Source organism: Rhizobium sp. BK399, from assembly GCF_014194695.1.
GTDB lineage: Bacteria > Pseudomonadota > Alphaproteobacteria > Rhizobiales > Rhizobiaceae > Rhizobium.
Genome location: NZ_JACIAH010000007.1, coordinates 112,870 through 136,615 on the forward strand (window position 1 = coordinate 112,870; position 23,746 = coordinate 136,615).

A 23,746-nucleotide genomic window follows, 5' to 3' on the forward strand; every position below is an offset into this window, starting at 1 on the left:
TGAGAATGCCACCGCCCGTCAGGCGGCCAGGAGAGATTTCAGTTTGACGCTGCTTGCGACCAGCGCGGCCGGATCCGGATGCGCGCGCGCCGCGATCAGCATCTCGGCAAGCCGGATATCGCGGGCGACGATGTTGCCGCGACCGATGCCGCTGGCCGCCAGCAGCCGGCCGGCCTGATCGAGATGAAAGAGAATGAAGGCGCCGTCGCCGAGGTCCCGGCGCAAGTGCTGGACGGCGCCCTCTGCCAGGCCGGCAATCTGCAGCGTTACGTCATATTGGTCGGACCAGAACCAGGGAACGGCGGACACGGCTTCGCCGAGCCCCATCATGTTGGCGGCGGCCAGAGCCCCCTGCTCCTGCGCATTCCGCCAGGATTCGAGCCGTACGCGGCGGCCGCCATAGATCGCCAGCGGAAAAGAGCAGCAGTCGCCGGCTGCGTAGACATCAGGCGCCGAACTGCGCAGAAATTCGTCCACGGCAATGCCATTGTCGATCTGGAGACCGGCGCGCGCCGCAAGCTCCGTATTCGGTGTGGCGCCAATCCCGACGAGCACGAGATCCGCGCTGATCGTGTCGCCATCGGCGAGGTGGATGATCGCCTTGCTACCCTCCTCGGCCATCGCCGTGATCGCGACGCCACAGCGGATGTCGACGCCCTCAAGCAGATGCCGCTCGCAGATCGCGCCTGCGACCTCCTCCGCCACGCCGCGCTTCAGCACGCGCTCCAGGCCTTCGAGAACCGTCACCTCGGTTCCGAGCGCGCGCGCCGTTGCGGCAAGCTCGAGGCCGATAAAACCGCCGCCGATGATCAGGATATGCTTTCCGGGCATCATCGCTTTGCGAAGAGCTTCCGCGTCCGCATGGGTGCGGAGCGCGCGGATGTGCTTGCTATTCTCGGCAATCCCGGGAAATGCCCGCGCGCGAGCGCCGGTCGCGAGCAGAATCCTGTCATAAGTGATGGAGCTGCCGTCGGAAAGCGTAACCGCCTTTGCCTCGGGATCAACGTCCTCTACCGTCACGCCGGTCAGCAGGCGGATGCCACTCGCCGCATATCTCTCCGGCTCGGCGATAAACTTCGGCCCCGCGGCCCCTCCAACGACCGCCTTTGAAAGCGGCGGTCGTTCATAGGGCGCAAGGGATTCGCTTCCAATCAGCGTGATCTCGCCGTCAAACTCTTTTTCGCGCAGGGCAAACGCCGCGCGTGCGCCGCATTCCCCGGCCCCGACGATGACGAAATGGGTCATGACGGCCTCCTCAGATGGAAATGAAGACAGCGCCGTCTTCGACCTTCACGGGGTAGGTAGCGAGGTTGACGCAGACCGGCGCTCCCTTGGCCTGCCCCGTCTTGTAGTTGAAGCGGCCATTGTGCTTGGGACACTCGATGATCTCGTCCATGACGAGGCCATCGGCCAAATGGACCTGCTCGTGGGTGCAGAGCCCGTCTGTTGCGAAGAACTCGTCATCCGGACTGCGGTAGACGGCAAACGTTCTGCCCTGATGATCGAACCGCATGACATCTTCCTCGTCGATGTCCTCGACCGCACAGACCTCGATCCAATTTCCGCTCATCTTGTCCTCCCATGCTTCATGTCTGGTGCTGCTCTATTGGGCGGCCGGCGCAAGCTCGGCATGGAACTCCTCGCGATAAGGCCGCGCTGTCGTTGGCAGCTCACGCTTGAGGAAATAGTCTTCGTTGCGCAGCTGGCGCAGGAACGCCGGGATCATCTCTCGATAGCCTGACCACATCGACGGGTTTGCCGCGGGCAGGTCGTGCTTGATCATGGCATGCAGGCGCGGCAACGCATGATAGGGCACCATCGGGAACATGTGATGCTCGACGTGGTAGTTCATGTTCCAGTAGATGAACCGGCTGATCGGATTCATATGGACGGTGCGGCTGTTCAGACGATGGTCGATGACATTGTCAGCGAGGCCACCGTGCTGCAGCAGGCCGGTCAATACGTGATGCCATGCCCCATAGAGCCGCGGCAGACCGATCAACACCAGCGGCAGGACAGACCCCATCGCAATAGCGGCGGCAATCGCCACGACATAGATGGCGAGCCAGATGCGGGCGATGAAGATGGCGCGCGGCTGCTCCATCTCGGGGATGAAGGTTTTCTCTTCCGCACTGATGACGCCGAAGGCATTGCGCAGCATGTCCACCATGGCATGCCAGACATCGAGAATGCCGAAGAAATTGAGGATCAGCCGCAGCAGATCCGGCGGGCGCATCACGGCAATTTCGGGATCCCGGCCAACGATCACCGTATCGGTGTGATGGCGCGTATGGCTCCAGCGCCAGGTCACCGGATTGCGCATGATCATGAAGCAGGCGATCTGATAGACCGCATCGTTCATCCAGCGCGTCTTGAAAGCTGTGCCATGACCGCACTCATGCCAGCGGCTATCGGATGCCGAACCGTAAAGCACTCCATAGGCAAGGAAAAAGGGCACACAGAGCCAGGAGCCCCAGAAATAGACGCCAAGCCCGGCAAGTAGAATCATCGCACCGAGCCAAATGATCGTGTCGCGAATGGCCGGCGCGTCGGAGCGCTGCATCAGCGCCTTCATCTCCTTGCGCGGAACCTCGGTGTGATACCACTCGGCGGCCGCCAGGCCCATATCGACGGCCGTCCGGCCGCTTTCGCCGAGCAGGCTATAGTCCCGCTTCCTCGTCTGATCCGCCATCGCAACCTCCCGCATGTCATTCCTCCCGGCCTGTGCAGACGAGAGTATGTTGACTTTCACCAAGCGACAATGCAGCCTTGATGTATTCTATCAAAACCCATCATTGCGACACCTCTCAATGATGGATTCTTGCAAAGGGCCGACGGTGAAGCGACCAACGATCCAGGATCTGGCGGATGCCTCCGGCGTCAGCGTAGCAACAGTCGATCGCGTGCTGAACGGTCGTCATCGCGTTCGTGAGGAGACGGCGCGAAGGGTCTATAACGCAGCTGCCTCAATCGGCTACCATGCGGTCGGCCTGCTCAGACAGCGCGTTTTTCAGGATCTCCCGCACCATCGGCTGGGCTTTCTTTTGCAGCGTCCGACGCAATCCTTCTATCAGACGCTCGCCCGCGAAATCGAACATGCCGCGCATGCCCACACAACGTCTCGCATCACCGCTCAGGTCGAATATGCGACGGCATCGACGCCGGCCGCGATAATCGAAACCTTGAAGCTTCTTGCCAGCCGCAACCAGGCCATCGCCTTGGTCGGCCCCGACTATCCTGCCGTCGCCGCCGAAGTGGAAGCGTTAAAGGCCAGGGGAATCCCGACCTTCTCGATCCTGTCCGATCTCGCAAGCGGCGTGCGGCAGGGCTACGTCGGATTGAACAATCGAAAGGTCGGTCGCACCGCAGCCTGGATGATCGCAAAGGCCGCCAAGCGGCCAGGAAAGGTCGTCTGTTTCGTCGGCAGCCACCGCTACCACGGACACGAGTTGCGCGAGATCGGCTTCCGCTCGTATTTCCGCGAGAACGCTCCTGAGTTCGAAGTTCTCGAGACGCTGATCAATCTCGAAACGCCCGAGATAACCCATGAGGCCACCGTCAATCTCCTCAAGGAACATCCGGATCTGGTCGGATTCTACGTCTGCGGTGGCGGAATGGAAGGCGCGATCTCTGCTGTGCGCGAGGAGGGCCTCGCAGGCAAGCTCGTCGTCGTCGTCAACGAACTGACGCCGGATTCGCACTCGGCCCTCGCCGATGATGTTGTGACCATGGCCATAGCCACGCCCGTCAAAAGCCTATGCAGCGAACTGGTCACCTTGATGACGGCATCCATCGGATCAGAAGGCGACGCTGTCCCCGGACAGTCGTTTCTGCCGTTCCACATCTACACTTCAGAGAATATTTAGCTGCCCTCAACCAATTTCGACTGCGCTCGGCCCCTTCAGGTATGCGTCAGTTTTATGACAGATAGTAAGCAACTGCTGCGGTGAACTGAAGTTCGCCCGTGCGAACAACAAGACACCGAAGGCCCCCGCCTCTTGAAACGACAGTCGCCTTATCGGCCACAAATTGGCAGCATTTCGCTGTCCGCCATCACGGCGCTCTATCTCGTCCTGTTCACCAACCGGACTTTCTGGGGAAAGGTTCACGCCTACCTCGGCGCGACACCGATCGCGGTCGCCGCCCTCTACCTCGCGGTATCTGTTCTGTTCGTGGCCTTTGCCACGGCCTTCTCGGCAAAGTACGTCATCAAACCGGTCCTGATCTTCCTCGTTCTCGCGGCTTCGCTTGCCGCGTGGTTTACCGACTCCTTCGGCGTGATTGTCGATTCGGACATGATCCGAAACGCGATGGAAACCACACCTGCAGAAGCAAATCACCTGATCACGCCGGATTTCCTTTGGCATGTCCTTCTGTTCGCTGTCATCCCGATCGTGTTGATCCTGTGGGTCAGGGTGGTTCACCGCCCGGTGCTGCAGAAGCTCTGGTGGAACAGTGTGACGATCGTCGGCTGCCTCGTGATATTCGGCGCCGTCGCGGGCGTCTACGCCAAGGAATACACCGCGGCAATCCGGCAGCACCGCGATATCGTTAAGAGCCTGAATCCCGTCACCCCGATCGTTAGCACCACACGATACTTTATCCAGGCCCGCAAGGAAGCGCGGCTTGTCGTCAAGCCGCTCGGCACCGACGCCAAAGTCGTTCCAGTCATGGACGCCCACAAGCCGCGCGTGACGATCATCGTTGCTGGAGAGACGGCAAGGGCGATGAACTTTTCGCTCGGCGGTTACCGTCGCGACACCAACCCCGAGCTTCGGAAGCAGGGCGTTACCTACTTCCCGCAGACGACGAGCTGTGGCACTGCGACGGCTACGTCGATCCCTTGCATGTTCTCGCAGTTCACGCGCGCGAACTTCACCCACACGAAGGGTATGGAGAACGAGGGCTTGATGGATGTCCTCGCCCACGCTGGGATCGATGTGGCCTGGTTCGACAACAACACCGGCAGCAAGGGCGCCGCAGCGCGCATCAACTTCGTCAACCTCGCGAATTCGACCGACCCACGTTTCTGCAAGAACCGTGAATGCCAGGATGGCATCTTTTTCGACAAACTGGACGCATGGCTGAACGGCGTGACGAAGGATAGCGTGCTTGTGCTGCATCAGATCGGCAGCCATGGGCCAGCCTACTATCTGCGCTATCCAAAGGAATTCCGGAGGTTTATGCCTGAGTGCGAGACGGCCGAGCTAGGGAAGTGCAAGGACGATGAGATCGTCAATGCCTATGACAACTCGATCCTCTACACCGACCATTTCCTTTCCACCGTCATCGATAGGCTCAAGGCCCGCAGCGACAAGATCGCCAGCGGATTGATCTACATGTCGGATCACGGCGAGTCGCTCGGCGAAAAGGGTCTCTACCTTCACGGCACACCCTACATCCTTGCTCCCGAGGAGCAGACACACGTTCCGTTCCTCGTCTGGCTCGACCCCGATTTCACGGCTTCGATGGCGCTCGACAAGACATGTCTTGGCCAGTCGGCTGCGCAGCCCACATCCCACGACAACCTGTTCCACAGCGTGCTCGGGATGATGAATGTCTCGACATCCGCCTATAACGCGAAGCTCGACGTCTTTGCTGGATGCAGGACAGGCCGGACCTCCTAGCTAGGAGCGCGCCGCCCACGAAAGACCGCGACGAAGAATGAGGCGCATGTAAGGGTGATCGAACTCGCTCGCGACATGGCCAAGTGCCGTGTAGAACACGCGTCCCGCGCCGAAGTGGCGCTTGAAGGCGACCGGCATCGTGACGTTGCGGGCGGCCGCATCATACTTCCCGGAAAAGCTCGTCGTCGCCAGAATATCGACCGACGGATCATAGTGAAGATAATATTGCTCTGACCGGTAATCGAAATCGGGAATACCTTCCATCACCGGGTCGTGCTGGCGCGTCACGTTGACGCGAAAGTCGATGATGTTGCCGGGATGGGCGACCCAGGTAACGCCGGAGACATAGCGGAAGGGCGCACTTTCCTTGAACGAGGTCGCAAGCGCCCCGTGATGTCCGCCGAGGCCGAGACCGCCACGCACGGCCTCCACCAAGCCATCGGCATGCGCTTTCTCGAGCTTCTCGCCGGTAATCACGGGCACAAGCAAATCGGCCTTCGCGATCGCGGCCGAGCCAAAGATGTCCAGCTCGGGGGTCACCTCGACGGCAAAACCATCGTCTCGCAACAGTTCGGCGACACGGTGCGCACAGGCTTCAGGTTCATGACCGCTCCAGCCGCCCCATACGATAATCGCTTTGCGCATACCCACCTCCATTTGCAAATGCATCAAGCCACGGCGTTGAAACAGGTGGCCCTATCTTTACCCTTTACGACAGGAGCGGCGACACAAGCCAGTGCCAGGCGAGGAGATCACATTTTCTGACAGCCATCGGAAGTCGGAACTTTCCGACCTGTACGGCGTTTGAGGCGTAAAAGAGAGGAGTGCTCGACATGCGTATGAAGCTGACGTTGCTTGCATTCGCATATCTTGTTGTCAGCGGCCTGCTGCTCGCAACCGCCTACAAATCGACAGGGCCAATTACCACGCCGAAGACGGACAGAGTGGCCGTTTTCGAAATGGAACGCTTCGCTGGCTGAGGGTTAGCTACGCTATCTTGATATCATTGCGCACGGGTCGTGTTCCGGCGATGGCTCGTGCGACGGCCGTTGCGCGCTCGATTTCTGCCGCGGTGGCAACCAGGCCGGTCAATACAACAGCGCCATCATCGAGCGTCACGTTTACATCCGCAGCGTCAATCCCACCAGCGACAGCCAGAGCATTCGCCACGGCCTCCTCGAGCGCTGCATCCTTGTCAGCCCCGGACTCCGGCTCATAAGGCTCGCCAAAGAACGTCGGTTGCTTGAAAACCATCTGCCTTCCTCCTGCTTCGACCATAACAAAACGCGGCAATCAGCCAGTTGGTTTCGCTCCGCGGCAAGAGATCGCTGACGAAGGCAGTGACATCCTGCTGGGCGTCAGATTTCTGCTGCGCCGCACACTTGCCGCCTATTTCAATCCCCTGTACAGCCAGAGCCAATGCAAGTGTTTTGGCGAAATCACCGATGATAGCAGGCGAAAGCGCGCCGAGGCGCCTTAGTATTTTTGGCTCAACCGGCTCGATCGGACAAAATACGCTCGACGTTGTCGAGCAATTGGGCGGACGGGACTGCTACGAGATCGCTGTCGTCACCGGCAACGAGAACGTCCAGTTGCTGGCGCAGCAGGCAAAATCGTCTGGCGCCAGGTTTGCGGTCACCGCAAGCGACGACAAGTATCACTCGCTGAAGGAAGAACTGTCCGGCAGCGGCATCGCCGTGGCTGCCGGCGTATCGGGCCTGGCGGAAGCCGCGGACCTCGAGGCGGATTGGGTCATGGCCGCCATTGTCGGTACGGCCGGACTGGCGCCGACGCTTGCCGCGGCCCGTAAGGGCGCCACGATTGCGCTCGCCAACAAGGAATGCCTGGTGTCGGCCGGCGATCTGTTCGTCGATGCCGTGGCGAAGGGCGGCGGACGGCTGATCCCGGTCGACAGCGAACACAGCGCGATCTTCCAGTCTCTGGACGAGGATCAGCGGCACGCCGTCGAACGGATCATCCTGACGGCTTCGGGCGGTCCGTTCCGCACCTGGTCGCGCGCCGACATGGCGAATGTGACTGCGGCGACGGCGCGAGCGCACCCCAACTGGTCAATGGGATTGAAGATCTCGGTCGGCAGCGCCTCGATGTTCAACAAGGCGCTGGAGATGATCGAGGCGAAGCATCTCTTCGGCGTGCGGCCCGATCAGATCGAAGTAATCGTGCATCCGCAGTCGATCATCCACTCCATGGTCGGCTACACCGACGGGTCGATCATCGCGCAGCTCGGTTGCCCCGACATGCGCACGGCGATCGGCTACGCGCTCGACTACCCGCGCCGACCAACATTGAATGTCGAGCGGCTGGATTTCGCCAAGCTCTCGCGCTTGGACTTCGAGGCACCTGACGAAGAACGCTTTCCGGCACTGAGGCTGGCGCGCACCGCGCTGGAGCGCGGCGGACTGCAGGGCGCCATCATGAACGCGGCCGAGGAAATTGCGTTTCATGCCTTCGTCGAGGAACGGATCGGTTTCCTTGCGATGGCCGATATTGCCGAAGCGGTGATGGACAAGATGATCGCAACCGGCGAAGCGACGACGATGGACGACGTCTTTGCTGCTGACGCCGAGGCCCGCAGGCTTGCCGCAGAACTGGTAGCCTTCAACGAAAAGGCCGCCTGACGGCGGCCTTGCTTTCCCAAATAACGCGAACCCTTAGGCCACGTGCCGGGCCAATGCACAGCGCGACCAGAGCGAATGCAGCGCCTCGACCAGATGTTCGATGTCCGTATCGCTGTGCAGCGGCGTCGGGGTGATGCGCAGGCGCTCGGTCTTCTTCGGCACCGTCGGGTAGTTGATCGGCTGGACGTAGACACCGCAATTGTCGAGCAGCAGATCCGAGATCCACTTGCACTTGGCGGCATCGCCGACCATCACCGGCACGATATGGCTCGGGTTCGGCATATGCGGAATGCCGCGCTGATCGAGCAGTGCCCTCAGCTTGCGGACCCGCTCCTGATGCCGCGCCCGCTCGAACGGGCTGACCTTCAGATGCTGGATCGAGGCAACCGCACCGGCGGCAAGCGCCGGTGGCAGCGCCGTCGTGAAAATGAAGCCGGAGGCGAAGGAGCGGATGAAGTCGCAGAGCGCCGTCGAGGCAGCGATGTAGCCGCCCATGACGCCGAACGCCTTGCCGAGCGTGCCCTCGATCACCGTCAGGCGATCCATCAGGCCTTCGCGCTCGGCAATGCCGCCGCCGCGCGGTCCGTACATGCCGACGGCATGGACTTCGTCGAGATAGGTCATTGCACCGTACTTGTCGGCGAGATCGCAGATTTCCTTGATTGGCGCGATATCCCCATCCATCGAATAGACGGATTCGAACGCGATCAGCTTCGGCGCCTTCGGATCGGCAGCCGCCAGCTTGGCTTCGAGATCGGCGACGTCGTTGTGCTTCCAAATCACCTTGTCGCACTTGGCATAGCGGATGCCTTCGATCATCGAGGCGTGGTTCAGCGCGTCCGAGAAGATGATGAGGCCGGGGATCTTGGCACCGAGCGTACCGAGTGCCGCCCAGTTCGAGACATAGCCCGAGGTGAAGATCAGCGCCGCTTCCTTGCCGTGGAGGTCGGCCAGCTCGCGCTCAAGCAGAACGTGGTAGTGGGTGGTGCCAGAGATATTCCGGGTGCCTCCCGCACCCGCGCCACAGTGATCAATGGCATTCTTCATTGCCTCGATCACTTTCGGGTTCTGGCCCATGCCGAGATAGTCATTGGAGCACCAGACTGTGACGTCCTGCGGGCCGTTCTCCGTGTGTCGCGTGGCGCGCGGAAAGCTGCCGCGGTGACGCTCAAGATCGGCAAAAACGCGATAACGGCCTTCCGTGTGAAGCCCATCCAGCTCGTTTTTAAAGAACGCTTCGAAATCCATCATCTGCTCCAGTATCGTGCGAGCGTTTTTTTGCCAACGGACGCGCGCACGTCAACCCTTTGCCCTCGCTTTACCATTAACTGCGTCAAAAGGCCCATACTCTTGAATTATTTTAATTCGAAAAAGCTCATTTTGAGGCAGATGGCAGAAAAATGCGAGGCAGCTTGCCTGCCTCGCATTTGCGCGGGTTCCGTCAAGTGGCGGCGGAAACGGCGCGTTTAGCCATCACTTTGATGAGGTTGGCGCGGTATTCCGCACTGGCATGCAGGTCCGACATCAACCCTGTCGGATTGACATCGACACCAGCGACGGAGCCGGCAGACCAGTTGGCGTTAAGAGCTGTTTCCATGGCCGGCTCGCGGAAGACGCCATTCGAACCAGCCCCAGTGACGGCGACCCTTACGCCCCCAGCACCTTTGGCAACGAAAACCCCGGTCATTGCGTAGCGCGACGCCGGATTTGGAAACTTCGAATAGCCGGCCTTGTCGGGAGCCTCGAAGCTGACCGCAGTGAGCAGTTCGCCGTCCTCCAATGCCGTCTCGAACAGACCCGTGAAGAAATCGTCGGCAGGGATCTCGCGCTTGTTGGTGATGATGCGGGCATTGAGCGCCAGCATGGCCGACGGGTAGTCCGCAGCAGGGTCGTTGTTGGCGATCGAGCCGCCGATCGTGCCCATGTGCCGGACATGCGGATCGCCGATCATGCCGGCGAGGTCGCAAATCGCGGGACAAACCGCACGCAGAGCCGCCGATGCGGCAACTTCGGCATGCGGAGTCGCCGCCCCGATGGTCACCTTGCGACCATCGACCTTGATTCCCTGCATCGCGGGAATATGCCTGAGATCGACGAGATCGCTCGGCGCGGCGAGGCGTTGCTTCATCGTCGGGATCAGTGTCATGCCACCGGAAACATATTTGCCCTCCGATGTGCCCGAAATCATCCTCACGGCTTCATCGACCGAGGACGCACGGTGATAGTTGGTCTGATACATCGTCGTTCCTCCTCAATGAACCGCGCGCGCTGCCATCCACACCTTCTGCGGCGTGGCCGGCATCGTCAGCATGTTGTTGCCGATGGCATCGGTGATGGCGTTGATGAGCGCCGGCGGAGATCCGATGGCACCAGCCTCGCCGCAGCCCTTGATACCAAGCGGATTGCTCGGGGACGGCGTTACCTGATGCGAGACCTTGAACGACGGCAGATCATCGGCGCGCGGCATGGCGTAATCCATGAAACTTGCCGTCAACAGCTGCCCATTCTCGTCATAATGCACGGCCTCGAGCAGAGCCTGACCGATGCCCTGTGCGATACCGCCATGCACCTGGCCTTCAACGATCATCGGGTTGATGATGTTGCCGAAATCGTCCGCCGCGACGAACTGGATGATCTCCGTCTTGCCGGTTTCCGGATCGACTTCGACTTCGCAGATGTAACAGCCGGCCGGGAAGGTGAAGTTGGATGGGTCGTAGAAGGCGGTCTCCTTCAGCCCCGGCTCCATGCCGCTCGGCAGGTTGTGTGCGGTGTAGGAGGCGAGCGCCACCTGGAACCACGGCAGGCTCTTGTCGGTGCCGGCAACCTTCACCTCGCCGTTCTCGATGACGATATCGCCCTCGTCGGCTTCCATCAGGTGAGCGGCGATCTTCTTGGCCTTGGCTTCGACCTTGTCGAGCGCCTTGACCACGGCCGACATGCCTACGGCGCCGGAGCGTGAGCCATAGGTGCCCATGCCCATCTGCACCTTGTCGGTGTCGCCGTGGACAATCGACACGCTGTCCAGCGGAACACCGAGACGATCCGAAATGAGCTGCGCGAAGGTCGTTTCATGCCCCTGTCCGTGGCTGTGCGACCCGGTGAGCACCTCGATGGTGCCAACCGCATTGACCCGTACCTCGGCGGATTCCCATAGACCGACGCCCGCACCAAGCGAGCCGACCGCCTGCGAGGGAGCGATGCCGCACGCCTCGATGTAGCAGCTCATGCCGAGGCCGCGCTTCAGGCCGCGGCTTGCCGCCTCTGCCTTGCGCGCCGCGAAGCCGTTCCAGTCGGCGGCCTGCATGGCGGCATTGAGTGATGCCTCGTAGTCACCGGCGTCATAGTTCATGATGACAGGCGTCTGGTGCGGGAAGGAGCGGATGAAGTTCTTCCGCCGCAGCTCGGCCGGCGAAATGCCAAGCTCGCGGGCTGCCGTTTCCATCGTCCGCTCGAGCAGGTAGGTGGCCTCGGGGCGACCAGCGCCACGATAGGCATCAACCGGCGCGGTGTTGGTATAAACCGTACGCACATTGGCATGGATGGCCGGAATATCGTACTGGCCGGACAGCAACGTTGCGTAGAGGTAGGTCGGAACCGCCGACGAAAACAGCGACATGTAGGCACCGAGATTGCAGATGGTATCGACTTTTAGCCCAATGATGCGGTGGTCGCTGTCAAAGGCCATCTTTACCTTGGAGACATGGTCGCGGCCATGGGCGTCTGTCAGGAAGGCCTCGGTTCGGTCCGAATTCCATTTCACCGGCACGCCTGTCTTCTTGGAAGCCCAGAGACAGACGATCTCTTCCGGGTAGATGTAGATCTTCGATCCAAATCCGCCGCCAACGTCAGGAGCAATCACCCGCAGCTTGTTCTCGGGCGCGACGTTGTAGAAGGCACTCATCACGAGACGGGCGACGTGCGGGTTCTGGCTAGTCGTGTAGCAGGTGTAGTGATCTTCGGCGGCGTCGTAGATCCCGAGCGCAGCACGCGGCTCCATCGGATTGGGCGACAAGCGGTTGTTGTGGATCTCTATTTCCGTGACATGCGCCGCTGCGGAAATAGCCTTGTCGGTTGCAGCACCGTCGCCGAGTTCCCAATCGAAGATCAGATTGTTCCGAGCTTCCGGATGGATCTGGGGTGCACCGGACTTCAGTGCGTCGACAGCCTCGACGACAACGGGCAATTCGTCGTAGTCGATTACGACGGCCTCTGCGGCGTCCCTGGCCTCTGCGAGCGAGTCGGCAACCACGATGGCAACAGCATCGCCAACGTAGCGGACAGTCTCGACCGCCAGCGGACGCCAAGCCCCCATCTTCATTGGCGAACCATCCTTCGAATGAATCATCCAGCCGCAGATGAGGTTGCCGATGCCGTCTGCAAGCAGCTGCTTGCCGTCAAGCACGTCGATGACGCCCGGCATGGCCTTGGCCGAAGCCGCATCGATTCCCGTGATCCTGGCGTGTGCATGTGGACTGCGGATGAAATAGGCGAATTTCATGCCCGGCACGACCATGTCGTCCGTGTAGCGGCCCTTGCCGGTCAAGAACCGTTTATCTTCCTTGCGTGCGACGCGTGCACCAATTCCTTCAACACCCATGATGTCCTCCCAATGGGGTTTCGGGCCTGGCATTCCGCCAAAGCGAATCGTATTCGGCAGTCAGCCAGACAATTCCTGAGAGCTATTCGGCCGCCTGCTTGGCGGTGCCGTGCATCTGTTCGTTGGCAGACAGGACGGCTTTGACGATGTTGTGATAGCCGGTGCACCGACAGATATTGCCGTCGAGTTCATGGCGGACCGTCTGTTCGTCCAGCTGGCCGCCGTGGCGCGAAATCATGTCGACGGCCGTCATCACCATACCCGGCGTGCAGAAGCCGCATTGCAGACCGTGATGCTCCTTGAAGGCGGCCTGGACAGGATGCAATTCACCGTTGCTGGCGAGCCCCTCGATAGTGGTGACCGTGGAACCCGACGCTTGGACAGCAAGGATCGAACAGCTCTTCACCGACTTGCCATCCATGTGAACGACACAGGCACCGCATTGGTTTGTATCACAGCCGACGTGGGTTCCCGTCAGGCCGAGTTTTTCGCGAATAAAATGGACAAGAAGCGTACGCTCTTCACAGTCACCGCTGACTGCCCGGCCGTTCACCGTCAGTTTCACTTTCGCCATGATTTCCTCCTCGCGCCTCCTCCAGGCACGGACGGTATCATTTGACGTTTTCGCTTTAGGATCAACCACTACTTTCGGGAGGTTAGTTAAATTCGCCGTGTCCGGTTGCGTCGAATTTGGACGAAAGTTGCAGCTCCATTGTGCGAAAGGTGGGCATCGAAGGCAGGCTGCTCTTTTTGCGCCACAGTTTGACGACTAGCATGACAAAAACAAGAATCAGGGACGGCCACCGCTCTTTCGAGGGCGACCAACCTAGGAGAAGAATTTGATTAAGAAGATTGTTGCATTCGCTTTGATTGGATTTTCGATTGCAAGCTGCACGCCGACCCAGCAGGGCGCCGGTATCGGCGCTGCCTCCGGCGCAATTATCGGGGGTGCAGTAACAGGCAATGTTCGTGGCGCTGCGGTTGGCGCGGCGATCGGCGGTGTATCTGGCGCCCTCATCGGCCGTGTCGCCGAGCAGCCGGGACAGTGTTATTACCGCGACCAGTACGGTCGCCGGTACATCGACGATTGCCGCGGCGGCTATTGAGCGGCGCAAAACTGTCTCGAAATCCCGGGTGTGAAGCCCGGGATTTCTCGTTTTTTCCACCATTTCAGCGGCCAGGCGATTTAAAACGGTACACGCCGAGGAAATTTGCCGCTAAGGTTGCCGCCGGCCGGGGGGCGCGAAGCAATTCTAGTGTAACCAAAAGCGGCGGATGCAGATTAGAGGGCAGGCACCGAAACCGGGTATAGCGTATCGGCGCGCAGGCACCATACTGGTGGTCGCGGCGGCATTCGCGTTTTCGCCGGCTTTGATCTCGGAGGCTTTCGCCTTCAAGCTTTTCGGCATCACATTGTGGGGCAAGGATGACGACTCGGCGGCCGACCAAGTGCCTGATCCTGTCCGCTACGATGTCACGCTCACGACCGACAGCAGCGATCCGGATCTCAAGGAAGCACTGGAAAACAGTTCACGTCTGGTGGGCGACAAGGATCGACCCGTGTCGGGCGACCTCGGCGTCGTCGTCAAGGCCAGAGACGATCGCGAACGGCTGATCGCCGCCCTTTATGAGAAGGCGCGCTACGGCGGCGTGGTGACAATCAGAGTCGACGGCAGGGATATCGACGCTCTTCCGCCCAATCCGACCTTCAATCGCTCACGCCCTGTCCCGGTTACGATCAACGTTGCTGCGGGTCCTGTCTTCAAAGTTCATGAGGTTCAGTTCGGCGGCGACGCCGCGCGCCGCAACCCCGCAGACTACGATCTTGCTCCCGGCGAGACGGCTGGCTCGTTGACCATCATCAAGGCCGGCGACACGATTGTCGAACAGTTGAAAAGCGAAGGCCGGCCGCTGGCGAAGCTGACGACTCGCAAAGTCGTCGCTGACCACAGGACGAACACCGTCGACATTGTTCTCGCCGCCGAAGGCGGTCCGGTCGCGCCGGTCGGCGACGTCGACGTCACGGGCGCAAAGGCCGTAAGACCGGGCTTCATCCAGCGCTACTCGCGGCTGAACAGGGGCGAGCAATATTCGCCCGAAGCATTGAAGAAAGCCGGAGAGCGACTGCGCGCATTGGGGGTCTTCTCCAGCGTGACCATTCACGAGGCAGACGCTCTGGCACCGGACGGCACATTGCCGATGACGATCGAGGTATCGGAGGGAAAGCAACGCTATCTCGGTATCGGCGCCCAGTATTCGACCACGGACGGCTTCGGGATCAACGGCTATTGGGGTCACCGCAATCTCTTCGGAGAAGCGGAAGCACTGCGCATCGAAGGGTCGGTGGGCCGCCTGGGCGAAACGACCAACGTTGGCGATCTCGACTATTCAGCAGGTGTCACCTTTACCAAGCCCGGCGCGTTCGTTCCGGCCGCGACCCTCCGGGCCAGCATCCTTGCCAAAACCGAGAACCCCGATGCCTACACCGCAAAGCTCGTCACTGCGTCCCTCGGCCTTTCCTACGAACTGTCCGACTTGGATACAATAACCGGCGCCGGCGAGGTGAGCTGGGAACGTGATGACGATGCCTTTGGCAACAACAGCTACCTGACCTTCTCACTGCCCTTGCAGTACGACCGCGACGCACGCGACAACAAGTTCGACCCGACCGAAGGCTATCGGGGAATGCTCAAGGCGACGCCAAGCTACGAGGCCTACAACGGCACCTTCTTCTCGAGCGTCGAGGGCTTGATCACCGGATATCACGCGTTGGGAGCGGAGGACCGCATCGTTCTTGCCGGCAAGCTTTCCGCAGGCTTTCTCGTAGGGGCAGACGACCTCCAGAACATTCCTGCTACACGCCGATTCTTCGCTGGCGGCGGCGGCTCGGTTCGCGGCTTTAGCTACCAGGAGATCTCGCCCAGGAACGCGGACAACGAAGAGACCGGCGGAGCATCCTATGTCACTGCATCGTTCGAGACCCGCGTAAAGATCACCGATACGATCGGCATAGTGCCGTTCATCGATGTGGGGACGGTTTCAGCCGACATCGCGCCCGATTTTTCCGACATTCGGGCGGGTGCGGGCATCGGCATTCGCTATGCGACGCCGTTTGGTCCATTGCGGCTTGATTTTGCCGTGCCACTCAACAAGTACGAGGATGGCACGGATTACGGTATCTACGCCGGCATCGGCCAGGCATTCTAACATACTGGCAACCCGCGGCGCCTTCGTGTGCCTTGAGCCGCCACAGAAACGGAGTAATGTCCGCGCCCATGCAGACACTGGCGAAAATCTTGAACTGGATCGTGCGGCTGCTCGGCTATTCCGTCGGCACCCTCCTCATCCTGCTTGCCATCGCCATCGGTGTTTTCGGCTTCACATCCTTTGGCGCGCGCATCATCACCGACAGGGTCGCCTCCAGCATCTCCAACCGGGACATGACCATCAAGGTTCAGGAGCCGGAGGGACTGCTGACGGGTGGCCTGCGGGCGAGCCAGATTGTGCTCTCCGACACCAAGGGCGTCTTCGCTCAGGTCGATGGCCTTGCCATAAGCTGGAATCCGCTCGCGCTCCTTACCGGCAGGTTCCATGCAAGAAGCATTGAAGCTACGGCTATTCACGTGCTGCGGCAGCCGGTGCGCACGCTACCGTCGCGCCCGGCCGCAACAGGCGAAGCCGACACCGGCTTTTCGTTGCCGGTCAAGATCGACATCGACAAGATCGCCCTGCCGGAAATCAACCTTGCTCAACCTCTGATCGGACGGGCTTTCTCGCTTGCCGCGGACGGCAGCATGCGGGCCGACAATGACGGGGGCAATGCGTCGATCAACGTGCATCGGCACGATGCCCCGGATGCCAAGCTGATCGCAGATGCCGCCTTCCTACCGGACCGCAATCAGTTGCGGCTCAAGGCAAAGCTGACGGAACCGAAGGGTGGGCTGCTCGCTGGCCTGCTGGGGCTGCCTGGCAACCCGGCGGTGGAGATTGGCTTGACGGGAGACGGACCCCTCTCGGATTGGCGGGGACAGCTGCAGGCCGCTCTCGATGGACAGCAACGCGCCTCGATCGAGGCGCATCACACCCTGACGCCGGAGAACCTTCATCACCTTGACCTGAAGGGCGGCGGCGACCTCAGCTCGCTGCTGCCGGCCGCCTTCCGTCCGCTCTTTGCGGGACAGACGAACATCGACGTCGCCGCGAACTTCGACAATAGGGGCAAGATCGACATCCAGACCGGCAATCTGGCGACCGGCGCCGTTGTCATCGCGGCATCAGGCACGCTCGATCCAAAAGGCAACAACAGTCTTAACGCCAATCTGTTGGGAACGTCCGGGCCGGTTGATTTCCGCTGGCCTCTGGCTGACGGTGAAGCCCGTCTCCTGGTAGCGGGTATCAATCTTTCGTTGACGGGCGACGCGAAGGCTTCCCGCCTTAATGCCAGCGCCTCGCTCGATTCGGCCGCCTTGCCACAGGCGACGATGGGCAACGTGAAGCTGACCGCCAAGAGCGACAACTTCAATCTCGCCGGTCGCACGGGAAGCGTTCAGATTACGCTTGCCGCAGGTGACACGTCATTCGTCAATCCCGACATCGATCGTGCCATCAAAGGCCCGGTCACGATCACGCTGCCGTTGCAGATCTCCCCGGACGCGCTCGGCTTCAACGGTGCCACGATCGAAAGCGCGGCAGCGAATGCAAACCTCAACGGCTCCTATAAGCTGAGCGCCAGCGCGATTACGGGCAACATCAAGCTGACTGCTCAACCGGCCGTACTGCCGCCGGCGGTCGCAACCCGTTTCAATGCTCCGATCGTCATCGAGGGTCAGGTTGCGGGAACGATTCCCTCGAAGTTCAACATCTCGAACCTCTCCATCAAGTCGAACGCGCTCGAAGCGACCGGCCAAGTGGTGCTCGACGAGGAGAACCTCGACGCCAACCTTTCCGGTCGCATTCCCAACGTTCAGGCGCTGCTGGAAACCGCATCGGGCGAGCTGAACTATCAGCTGAGCGCAAAGGGGAATGTCTCTGCTCTCGCGGTAGCGGCTAACATCAAGGGGCCGTCGCTCGTGATGGCCGGGCGTCAGGTCAAGCAACTCGAGCTCAATCTTTCCGGAACGGCCGACCCTAATGCGCCAAAGGCGCAAATCACGGCGAGGGGCGCGATCGACAACCAGCCAATCAACGTCGCCACGGCAGTTCAGATCGTCCACGGGAAGGTGCAGCTTCCGTCGATTGCCGGCGACGTTGGCAAAAACCGACTGACCGGCCACCTCGAACTGTCACCTGCTTTCGAGCCGACCGGACAGGCGACGTTTGACTTTCCGGATATCGGCCTTCTCGCGGCACTGGGCGGACAGAAGGCGGAAGGTGACCTGAAGGGATCGGTCGATATTGCCAACGACAGCGGTAAGATCGCCCTCAAAGTCGTCGCATCCGGCAGCGGCCTGAAGCGCGATACCTTTGCAATCGTCGGCCCCGATATCAACGTCGCTGTTACCGACCTCAAGGCTTTTGCCGCGACGGGCACAATCACCGCGCAGGAGCTTGCCTCCGGGCCTAACAAGGCGGAGAGCCTGGCGCTCAATTTCACGCAGCAGCAGAACCGGACAAACTTCGATCTCGGCGCCACCTATGACGCCAATCCGTTGGTCGCATCCGGCAGCGTCGAAGTGAACGCCGGCACGACGCTGCTTCGCCTGGACCGCTTCTTGGCCAAACCCCGCAACATCCAGGTAGAGCTTGCATCGCCGTCAGAGGTGTCGATCAGTGGCAGCACGGTGACGCTGAGCGCCGTCGAACTGAAGACCGGCGACGGCTCGGTTCACGTCAGCGGCACGGTCGGCGAAACTCTCGATATCAAGGCTGACATCCGGAACCTGCCCGCAAGCCTGGCCAATAGCTTCGTTCCGAAGCTCGATGCCGCAGGCACGATCTCGGGCAAGGTTGCCGTGACCGGAACGCCAGCGGCACCCATCGCCAATTTCGACCTGGATTGGAAGGACGCGGCCACGAGCCAGACAAAGGGCGCCGGCCTTTCGCCCCTGGCGATCGATGCAAGCGGGACGTTTGCCAACAACACGCTGGACTTTGAAACGAACGCCAACGGCAAAGGCGGAGTCTCGCTGAAAGCCGCCGGCAGTGTCGTCACTGGCGGCCCGGATGCGCAATCGCTGAAGGTCGATGCGGATATCATCAACATCCCAGCGGGCTTGGCGAACGCATTCGTTCCGGACCTGGCTGCCGAAGGTTCGATCTCGGGCAACGTCACCGCAGCCGGAAAGCTGCCAGCACCGACGCTGGACTTCAAACTGAATTGGAAGAATGCCGCAACGAGCCAGACCCGAAGTGCGAAGCTCTCATCGCTTGGGCTGACGGCGAGCGGCAATCTCAAGGACAACATTCTCAACTTCGATGCCGACGCACGTGGCAGCGGCGGCATGTCACTGCAGGCAAGCGGCAATTTCGTCGTCGCCGGCGCCGAGGCTCAAACACTGAAACTCGATGGGCAGATCGCCAACATTCCGGCCGCTCTCGCCAACGGGTTTGTTCCGAATCTTGCCGCAGAAGGCATGATATCGGGAACCATATCGGCCACCGGCAAGTTGCCGAAGCCAGCGGCAACCTTCGATCTCACCTGGAAAGACGCCGCCACCAGCCACACCAGGGCAGCGCGCCTTTCGGGCATGCGCTTGGCAGCGAAGGGCAACTTCGCCGATGAAAAATTGAACGTCCAGGTCGACCTTACGGCCAATGGCGGTATGGCGCTGAACGCCTCCGGCAATGTCTCGCTGGCAGGAACGACAATCGAAAACCTCACTGCTGATGCAACGATACGCAACGTTCCAGCGAGCCTCGCAAACGCCTTCGTATCCGGTCTCGGCGCCAGCGGCACGGTCTCGGGCACGGCATCCGCGTCAGGTACACTGCAACGGCCGACGGCAAGCTTCGACCTGACTTGGAAGGACCTCGCGACTGCCCAAACCAAGGCTGCTCGGCTCTCTAGCCTCGTGCTCGGCGCCAAGGGCACATTCGCCAACAATGTGCTCGACTTCCAGACAAATCTGACTGGCGATGCAGGTTCCGCTCTGTCGGCGAACGGCAAGGTTACTCTCGAAGGTACGACCGTGAAGAGCCTGCAGGCGGATGCGACACTGAGCAACCTTCCCGCCGCGCTGGTGAACAACTTTGCCCCCGATCTTGGTGCCGAGGGAACGATATCGGGCACGGCGACCGCGTCCGGCTCCCTCCCGATTCCCGCCGTCGATTTCAAGCTCAACTGGAACAATGCAGGGACCCGCCAGACCAGGGCGGCCGGCCTTTCGGGCCTCACGCTGAATGCGTCCGGCAATGTCGCGGATAACAAGATCGCCTTCGATGCCACCCTGACCAGCAGTCGCAGCAGCCTCCTGAGGGCAAAGGGAACGGCAAACCTGCAGGGAGCGAGCGTCCAGGGTCTATCGGTCGATGCCGACATCGCGAATCTTCCCGCGAGCCTCGCCAACGGATTTGTCCCTGGTCTGGGAGCGGAAGGGACCATCTCAGGCACGGCAAAGACGTCTGGGACTCCGAGCAATCCGATCATCGACTTCAACCTGGATTGGAAGGACGCGGCAACCACGCAGACACGGGCATCCGGCATCCGGCCGCTTTCAGTAAATGCAGGCGGAAAGCTTGCGAACGGTAGGCTCGATTTTACGACGAACCTCAGCGGCACCGGCGTGTCGATGAAGGCCGGCGGCAACTTCATCATCGCCGGGCAGAACGCCCAATCGCTGACGGTCAATGCTGACATCTCCAATCTTCCCGCCGGGCTTGCCAACGCATTCGTTCCTGGGCTTGCGGCCGAAGGCAATATTTCGGGCACCGTCAGGGCATCGGGCAGGCTGCCGGTGCCTGCTGTGGACTTCAACCTTGACTGGAGAGGGGCAGCGACTAGCCAGACCAGAAGTGCTGGGCTTTCGCCGCTTAGCATCGCTGCGAACGGAAGACTGCAGGACAACCGGCTGACCATCGACACCAATGTGGCCGGCGACAGCGGCCTATCCCTGCGCGGCGGCGGCAGCGTCACCATTACCGGCAATCGCGCCTTGGACATGCGCTTTTCCGGCAGTCTGCCATTCGCGGTCCTCGGCTCACAACTCGCGGCCCAGGGTTTCGTCGCCGATGGCACTGCCAACCTCAATCTGCAGATCGCCGGAACCGCCGCCGCCCCGTCCATCAACGGGACCGTGGCGACCAGCGGCGCGAGGTTCGTCGATGTCCGGCGCAACCTTGCGATCAACAATCTCGCGGCAGACATCCGGTTCAACGGCAACGAAGCCGTCATCTCCCGGCTCACCGGTCAGCTCGCCAGCGGCGGCAGCATCTCGGTTTCTGGCAGCGTCGGGATACAGCCCGCTTCCAATTTCCCCGCCAATATCGACGTCAGGCTCGATAGGGCCGTCTATGTCGATGGAACGCTCGTCGTGGCGACCGTCGATGGCACGATCGGCTTGCGCGGTCCGCTACTCGCAAACCCCACCCTGAACGGCAGGCTGCGGCTCGAAAGAGCCTCGATCACCGTCCCAGAGAGACTGCCGACCTCGCTGCGTGAGATCGACATCAGGCACATAAACGCCCCGAAAAGTGTTCTCGCCCAGCTGCGCGACGAGACCCAGCAAGGGGCACGCGCGAAGTCCAACACCATCAATCTCGATCTTCAGTTGGACGCACCCTCGCAGATCTTCGTGCGCGGCCGCGGTATCGATGCTGAACTCGGTGGTAGCGTCACGATTCGGGGAACGGCGGCGGCGCCGATCGTTTCGGGTGGTTTCACCATGCGGCGCGGGCGCATGACGATTCTCAACCGGCGCCTCGATTTCACCAACAGAAGCCGGATCAGCTTCGCCGGCGATCTCACCCCCGCCCTCGATATGGAAGCCAGCTCGACGTCCGGCTCAACGACACTGACGGTCAATGTGGCGGGACTGGCCACGGACCCCTCAATCACCTTCTCGTCGTCGCCGGCCTTGCCGCAGGACGAGGTTCTGGCGCAGCTGATCTTCGGCCAGTCGATGTCCAGGCTGTCGCCGGTTCAAATCGCCCAGCTCGCCGATGCAGTCAGCCAGCTGGCCGGCGGCCGTTCCGGATCGTTGTTCCAGGGCCTTCGCAACCAGCTCGGCGTCGATGACTTCGACGTCAGTACCGATGCCAAAGGCCGCACCAGTGTCAGCGTTGGCCGCTATCTCAACGACCGGACCTATTTCGAACTGCAGCAGACCACCGGCAAGGGCGGCGCCAAGGCGATCATCAATTTCGATGTCGGCCGCGGCGTGAAGTTGCGTGCCGGCGCAGGTGGAGATGGCGAGGGAGAGGCGGGCGTCGTCTACGAGCACGAGTATTAAAAGCTGGTCTTGCTGGTCTTCAGTAGGATATTGGTTTCCGTGGTATTGATCCCATTGATCAGCCGGATGCGCCTCAGCGTTTCGTCGAAGGCGACGAGATCGCGATCCTCGAGTTCGGCGATGAAATCCCATTTGCCGTTGGTGCTGTGCAGGGCACGCACTTGCGGCAAACCGCGAAGCTGATCGGCGACCTTGTCCGCCAGCTTCCCGAGTACCTCGATCATGACAATCGCGCGCACGCCCGCGGCGCGGGTTTCATGGCCGGTGCGCACGGTGAATGCCGTGATGGTGCCATTAGCAACCAACCGATCGATGCGGGCTGCGACTGTCGCGCGAGATGCACCCGTCATTGCCGCTAGCGAAGAGACTGGCGTACGTGCATTGTGCCGCAGAGCGCTGAGAAGTTCCTGATCGAGATCGTCCATGGCTGCCACTTTGTCAAAATGCACTTATCAAACTGATCAATCGTAGCGCATTATCGGCACTTTTTCATCTTTTTGTCGCCGTGCCGATATTTCAATATGCTTTCCGAAACGCGAGCTGGAGAAGACGCATGCAGCCACAAGCAAGATCGGTCACGCTCATCGGAGCACCGCTGGAAGAGGGTTCGGGACGCAGGGGCGCCGCGATGGGTCCGGCCGCACTTCGCATCGCAGGCGTCGACCAGACGCTGATCGATCTTGGTCATGATGTCGTCGATGCCGGTGACGTGCATGTCATTCCGGCACGCGATCTGCCGAACCATCCGAAAGCACATAATCTGCGCGTCGTCGGCGCATTCACCCGCGCGCTCGAAGCTGGCGTCTACGAGGCCGCGACGGCCGGGCGCTTTCCGCTGATTCTCGGTGGCGATCATAGCCTGTCCATGGGCACCGTATCCGGCATGGCTCGCTATGCGGCAGAGCAAGGTAGGCCGCTCTTCGTGCTGTGGCTCGATGCCCATTCCGATTTCAATACGCCTGCGACGTCGCCCTCCGGCAACATTCACGGCATGCCGGTCGCTTATTTCTGCGGCAAGGCCGAACTCGCGGAAATCCTGCCGAAGGACCGTCCGTTCGTCGATCCCCAGAACGTCTTCCAGGTCGGTATCCGATCGGTGGATGCGCCGGAGCGGGATCTGATCAAGGAACACGGCGTCAACGTCTTCGACATGCGCTGGCTCGACGAACAGGGCGTTGCCGCGGCGATCCGCCAGGTGCTCGGCGCGGTCTCCGATGCAAACGGTCTGCTGCATGTGAGCCTTGATGTCGATTTCCTCGATCCCGAGATCGCCCCTGGCGTCGGTACAACAGTGCCTGGCGGTGCAACCTTCCGGGAGGCGCATCTCATCATGGAAATGCTCTGCGACAGCGGCCTCGTCTCCTCGCTCGATCTTGTCGAACTCAACCCCTTCCTCGACGATCGCGGTAAGAGCGCGCGGATCCTGGTGGAACTGACGGCAAGTCTGTTCGGCCGCCGCATCTTCGACCGTCCGACCCGCGCTGCCTGAGGAGAGCC

At 60.9% G+C, this 23,746-nt stretch carries 18 protein-coding genes; 8 read left to right on the forward strand and 10 right to left on the reverse strand.

What is annotated here, in order from left to right:
* Positions 1-18: 18 nt before the first annotated feature.
* The 3 genes from FHT97_RS16530 to FHT97_RS16540 are packed head-to-tail and all read right to left on the reverse strand — an operon-like array spanning position 19 to position 2,692.
* Positions 19-1,245: an FAD-dependent oxidoreductase gene (locus FHT97_RS16530; RefSeq protein ID WP_183863671.1), complete on the reverse strand. Its 1,227-nt coding sequence runs from the start codon at positions 1,243-1,245 to the stop codon at positions 19-21.
* Between the two features lie 10 nt (positions 1,246-1,255).
* Complete coding sequence (locus FHT97_RS16535; RefSeq protein ID WP_016556536.1) at positions 1,256-1,570, reverse strand: MocE family 2Fe-2S type ferredoxin; 315 nt, start codon at positions 1,568-1,570, stop codon at positions 1,256-1,258.
* Positions 1,571-1,603: 33 nt separating this feature from the next.
* Complete coding sequence (locus FHT97_RS16540) at positions 1,604-2,692, reverse strand: fatty acid desaturase family protein (protein WP_183863672.1); 1,089 nt, start codon at positions 2,690-2,692, stop codon at positions 1,604-1,606.
* Between the two features lie 145 nt (positions 2,693-2,837).
* Between FHT97_RS16540 and FHT97_RS16545 the strand changes: the two genes are divergently transcribed.
* Both FHT97_RS16545 and FHT97_RS16550 read left to right on the forward strand, forming a co-directional pair.
* Positions 2,838-3,866: a LacI family DNA-binding transcriptional regulator gene (locus tag FHT97_RS16545; RefSeq protein WP_183755225.1), complete on the forward strand. Its 1,029-nt coding sequence runs from the start codon at positions 2,838-2,840 to the stop codon at positions 3,864-3,866.
* Between the two features lie 132 nt (positions 3,867-3,998).
* Positions 3,999-5,627, forward strand: coding sequence for a phosphoethanolamine--lipid A transferase (locus tag FHT97_RS16550; protein ID WP_183863673.1), 1,629 nt, complete (start codon positions 3,999-4,001; stop codon positions 5,625-5,627).
* Here the strand turns inward: FHT97_RS16550 and FHT97_RS16555 are convergent, their stop codons facing one another.
* Positions 5,628-6,272 (reverse strand): ThuA domain-containing protein, encoded by a 645-nt coding sequence (locus FHT97_RS16555; protein ID WP_183863674.1) that lies wholly within the window; start codon positions 6,270-6,272, stop codon positions 5,628-5,630.
* Positions 6,273-6,460: 188 nt separating this feature from the next.
* Here FHT97_RS16555 and FHT97_RS16560 point away from each other — a divergent pair, with 188 nt between their 5' ends.
* A complete protein-coding gene (locus tag FHT97_RS16560; protein WP_183863675.1) occupies positions 6,461-6,607 on the forward strand; it encodes a hypothetical protein in 147 nt (48 codons plus the stop codon).
* A gap of 7 nt (positions 6,608-6,614) precedes the next feature.
* On the opposite strand, the gene FHT97_RS16565 is transcribed toward FHT97_RS16560, so the two are convergent.
* Positions 6,615-6,881: a BON domain-containing protein gene (locus FHT97_RS16565; RefSeq protein WP_183755222.1), complete on the reverse strand. Its 267-nt coding sequence runs from the start codon at positions 6,879-6,881 to the stop codon at positions 6,615-6,617.
* Between the two features lie 191 nt (positions 6,882-7,072).
* Between FHT97_RS16565 and dxr the strand changes: the two genes are divergently transcribed.
* Positions 7,073-8,266, forward strand: a complete 1,194-nt coding sequence (gene dxr / locus FHT97_RS16570; RefSeq protein WP_183863676.1) for a 1-deoxy-D-xylulose-5-phosphate reductoisomerase — start codon at positions 7,073-7,075, stop codon at positions 8,264-8,266.
* Positions 8,267-8,299: 33 nt separating this feature from the next.
* Here dxr and hemA read toward each other — a convergent pair whose 3' ends face one another.
* The 4 genes from hemA to FHT97_RS16590 form a co-directional block, all read right to left on the reverse strand.
* Complete coding sequence (gene hemA, locus FHT97_RS16575) at positions 8,300-9,514, reverse strand: 5-aminolevulinate synthase (RefSeq protein ID WP_183863821.1); 1,215 nt, start codon at positions 9,512-9,514, stop codon at positions 8,300-8,302.
* Between the two features lie 193 nt (positions 9,515-9,707).
* Positions 9,708-10,505: a xanthine dehydrogenase family protein subunit M gene (locus tag FHT97_RS16580; RefSeq protein ID WP_183863677.1), complete on the reverse strand. Its 798-nt coding sequence runs from the start codon at positions 10,503-10,505 to the stop codon at positions 9,708-9,710.
* 12 nt (positions 10,506-10,517) lie between these two features.
* Entirely contained in the window at positions 10,518-12,863 is a 2,346-nt protein-coding gene (locus FHT97_RS16585) for a xanthine dehydrogenase family protein molybdopterin-binding subunit (RefSeq protein ID WP_183863678.1), read from the reverse strand.
* An 82-nt stretch (positions 12,864-12,945) separates the two neighbouring features.
* Positions 12,946-13,437, reverse strand: a complete 492-nt coding sequence (locus tag FHT97_RS16590; protein ID WP_183755217.1) for a (2Fe-2S)-binding protein — start codon at positions 13,435-13,437, stop codon at positions 12,946-12,948.
* A gap of 268 nt (positions 13,438-13,705) precedes the next feature.
* On the opposite strand from FHT97_RS16590, the gene FHT97_RS16595 reads away from it, so the two are divergent.
* From FHT97_RS16595 to FHT97_RS16605, 3 genes are all read left to right on the forward strand, one after another.
* The gene (locus FHT97_RS16595) at positions 13,706-13,969 is read left to right on the forward strand and encodes a glycine zipper domain-containing protein (RefSeq protein ID WP_183755331.1); all 264 of its coding nucleotides are present in this window, start codon (positions 13,706-13,708) and stop codon (positions 13,967-13,969) included.
* A 169-nt stretch (positions 13,970-14,138) separates the two neighbouring features.
* Positions 14,139-16,070 (forward strand): autotransporter assembly complex family protein, encoded by a 1,932-nt coding sequence (locus FHT97_RS16600; protein ID WP_183863679.1) that lies wholly within the window; start codon positions 14,139-14,141, stop codon positions 16,068-16,070.
* Between the two features lie 56 nt (positions 16,071-16,126).
* Positions 16,127-22,249 (forward strand): translocation/assembly module TamB domain-containing protein, encoded by a 6,123-nt coding sequence (locus FHT97_RS16605; protein WP_246712658.1) that lies wholly within the window; start codon positions 16,127-16,129, stop codon positions 22,247-22,249.
* Here the strand turns inward: FHT97_RS16605 and FHT97_RS16610 are convergent.
* Positions 22,246-22,674, reverse strand: coding sequence for an Lrp/AsnC family transcriptional regulator (locus tag FHT97_RS16610; RefSeq protein ID WP_183755215.1), 429 nt, complete (start codon positions 22,672-22,674; stop codon positions 22,246-22,248). The genes FHT97_RS16605 and FHT97_RS16610 overlap by 4 nt on opposite strands.
* A 128-nt stretch (positions 22,675-22,802) precedes the next feature.
* On the opposite strand from FHT97_RS16610, the gene rocF reads away from it, so the two are divergent.
* Positions 22,803-23,738, forward strand: coding sequence for an arginase (rocF, locus tag FHT97_RS16615; protein WP_183863680.1), 936 nt, complete (start codon positions 22,803-22,805; stop codon positions 23,736-23,738).
* Positions 23,739-23,746 lie beyond the last annotated feature (8 nt).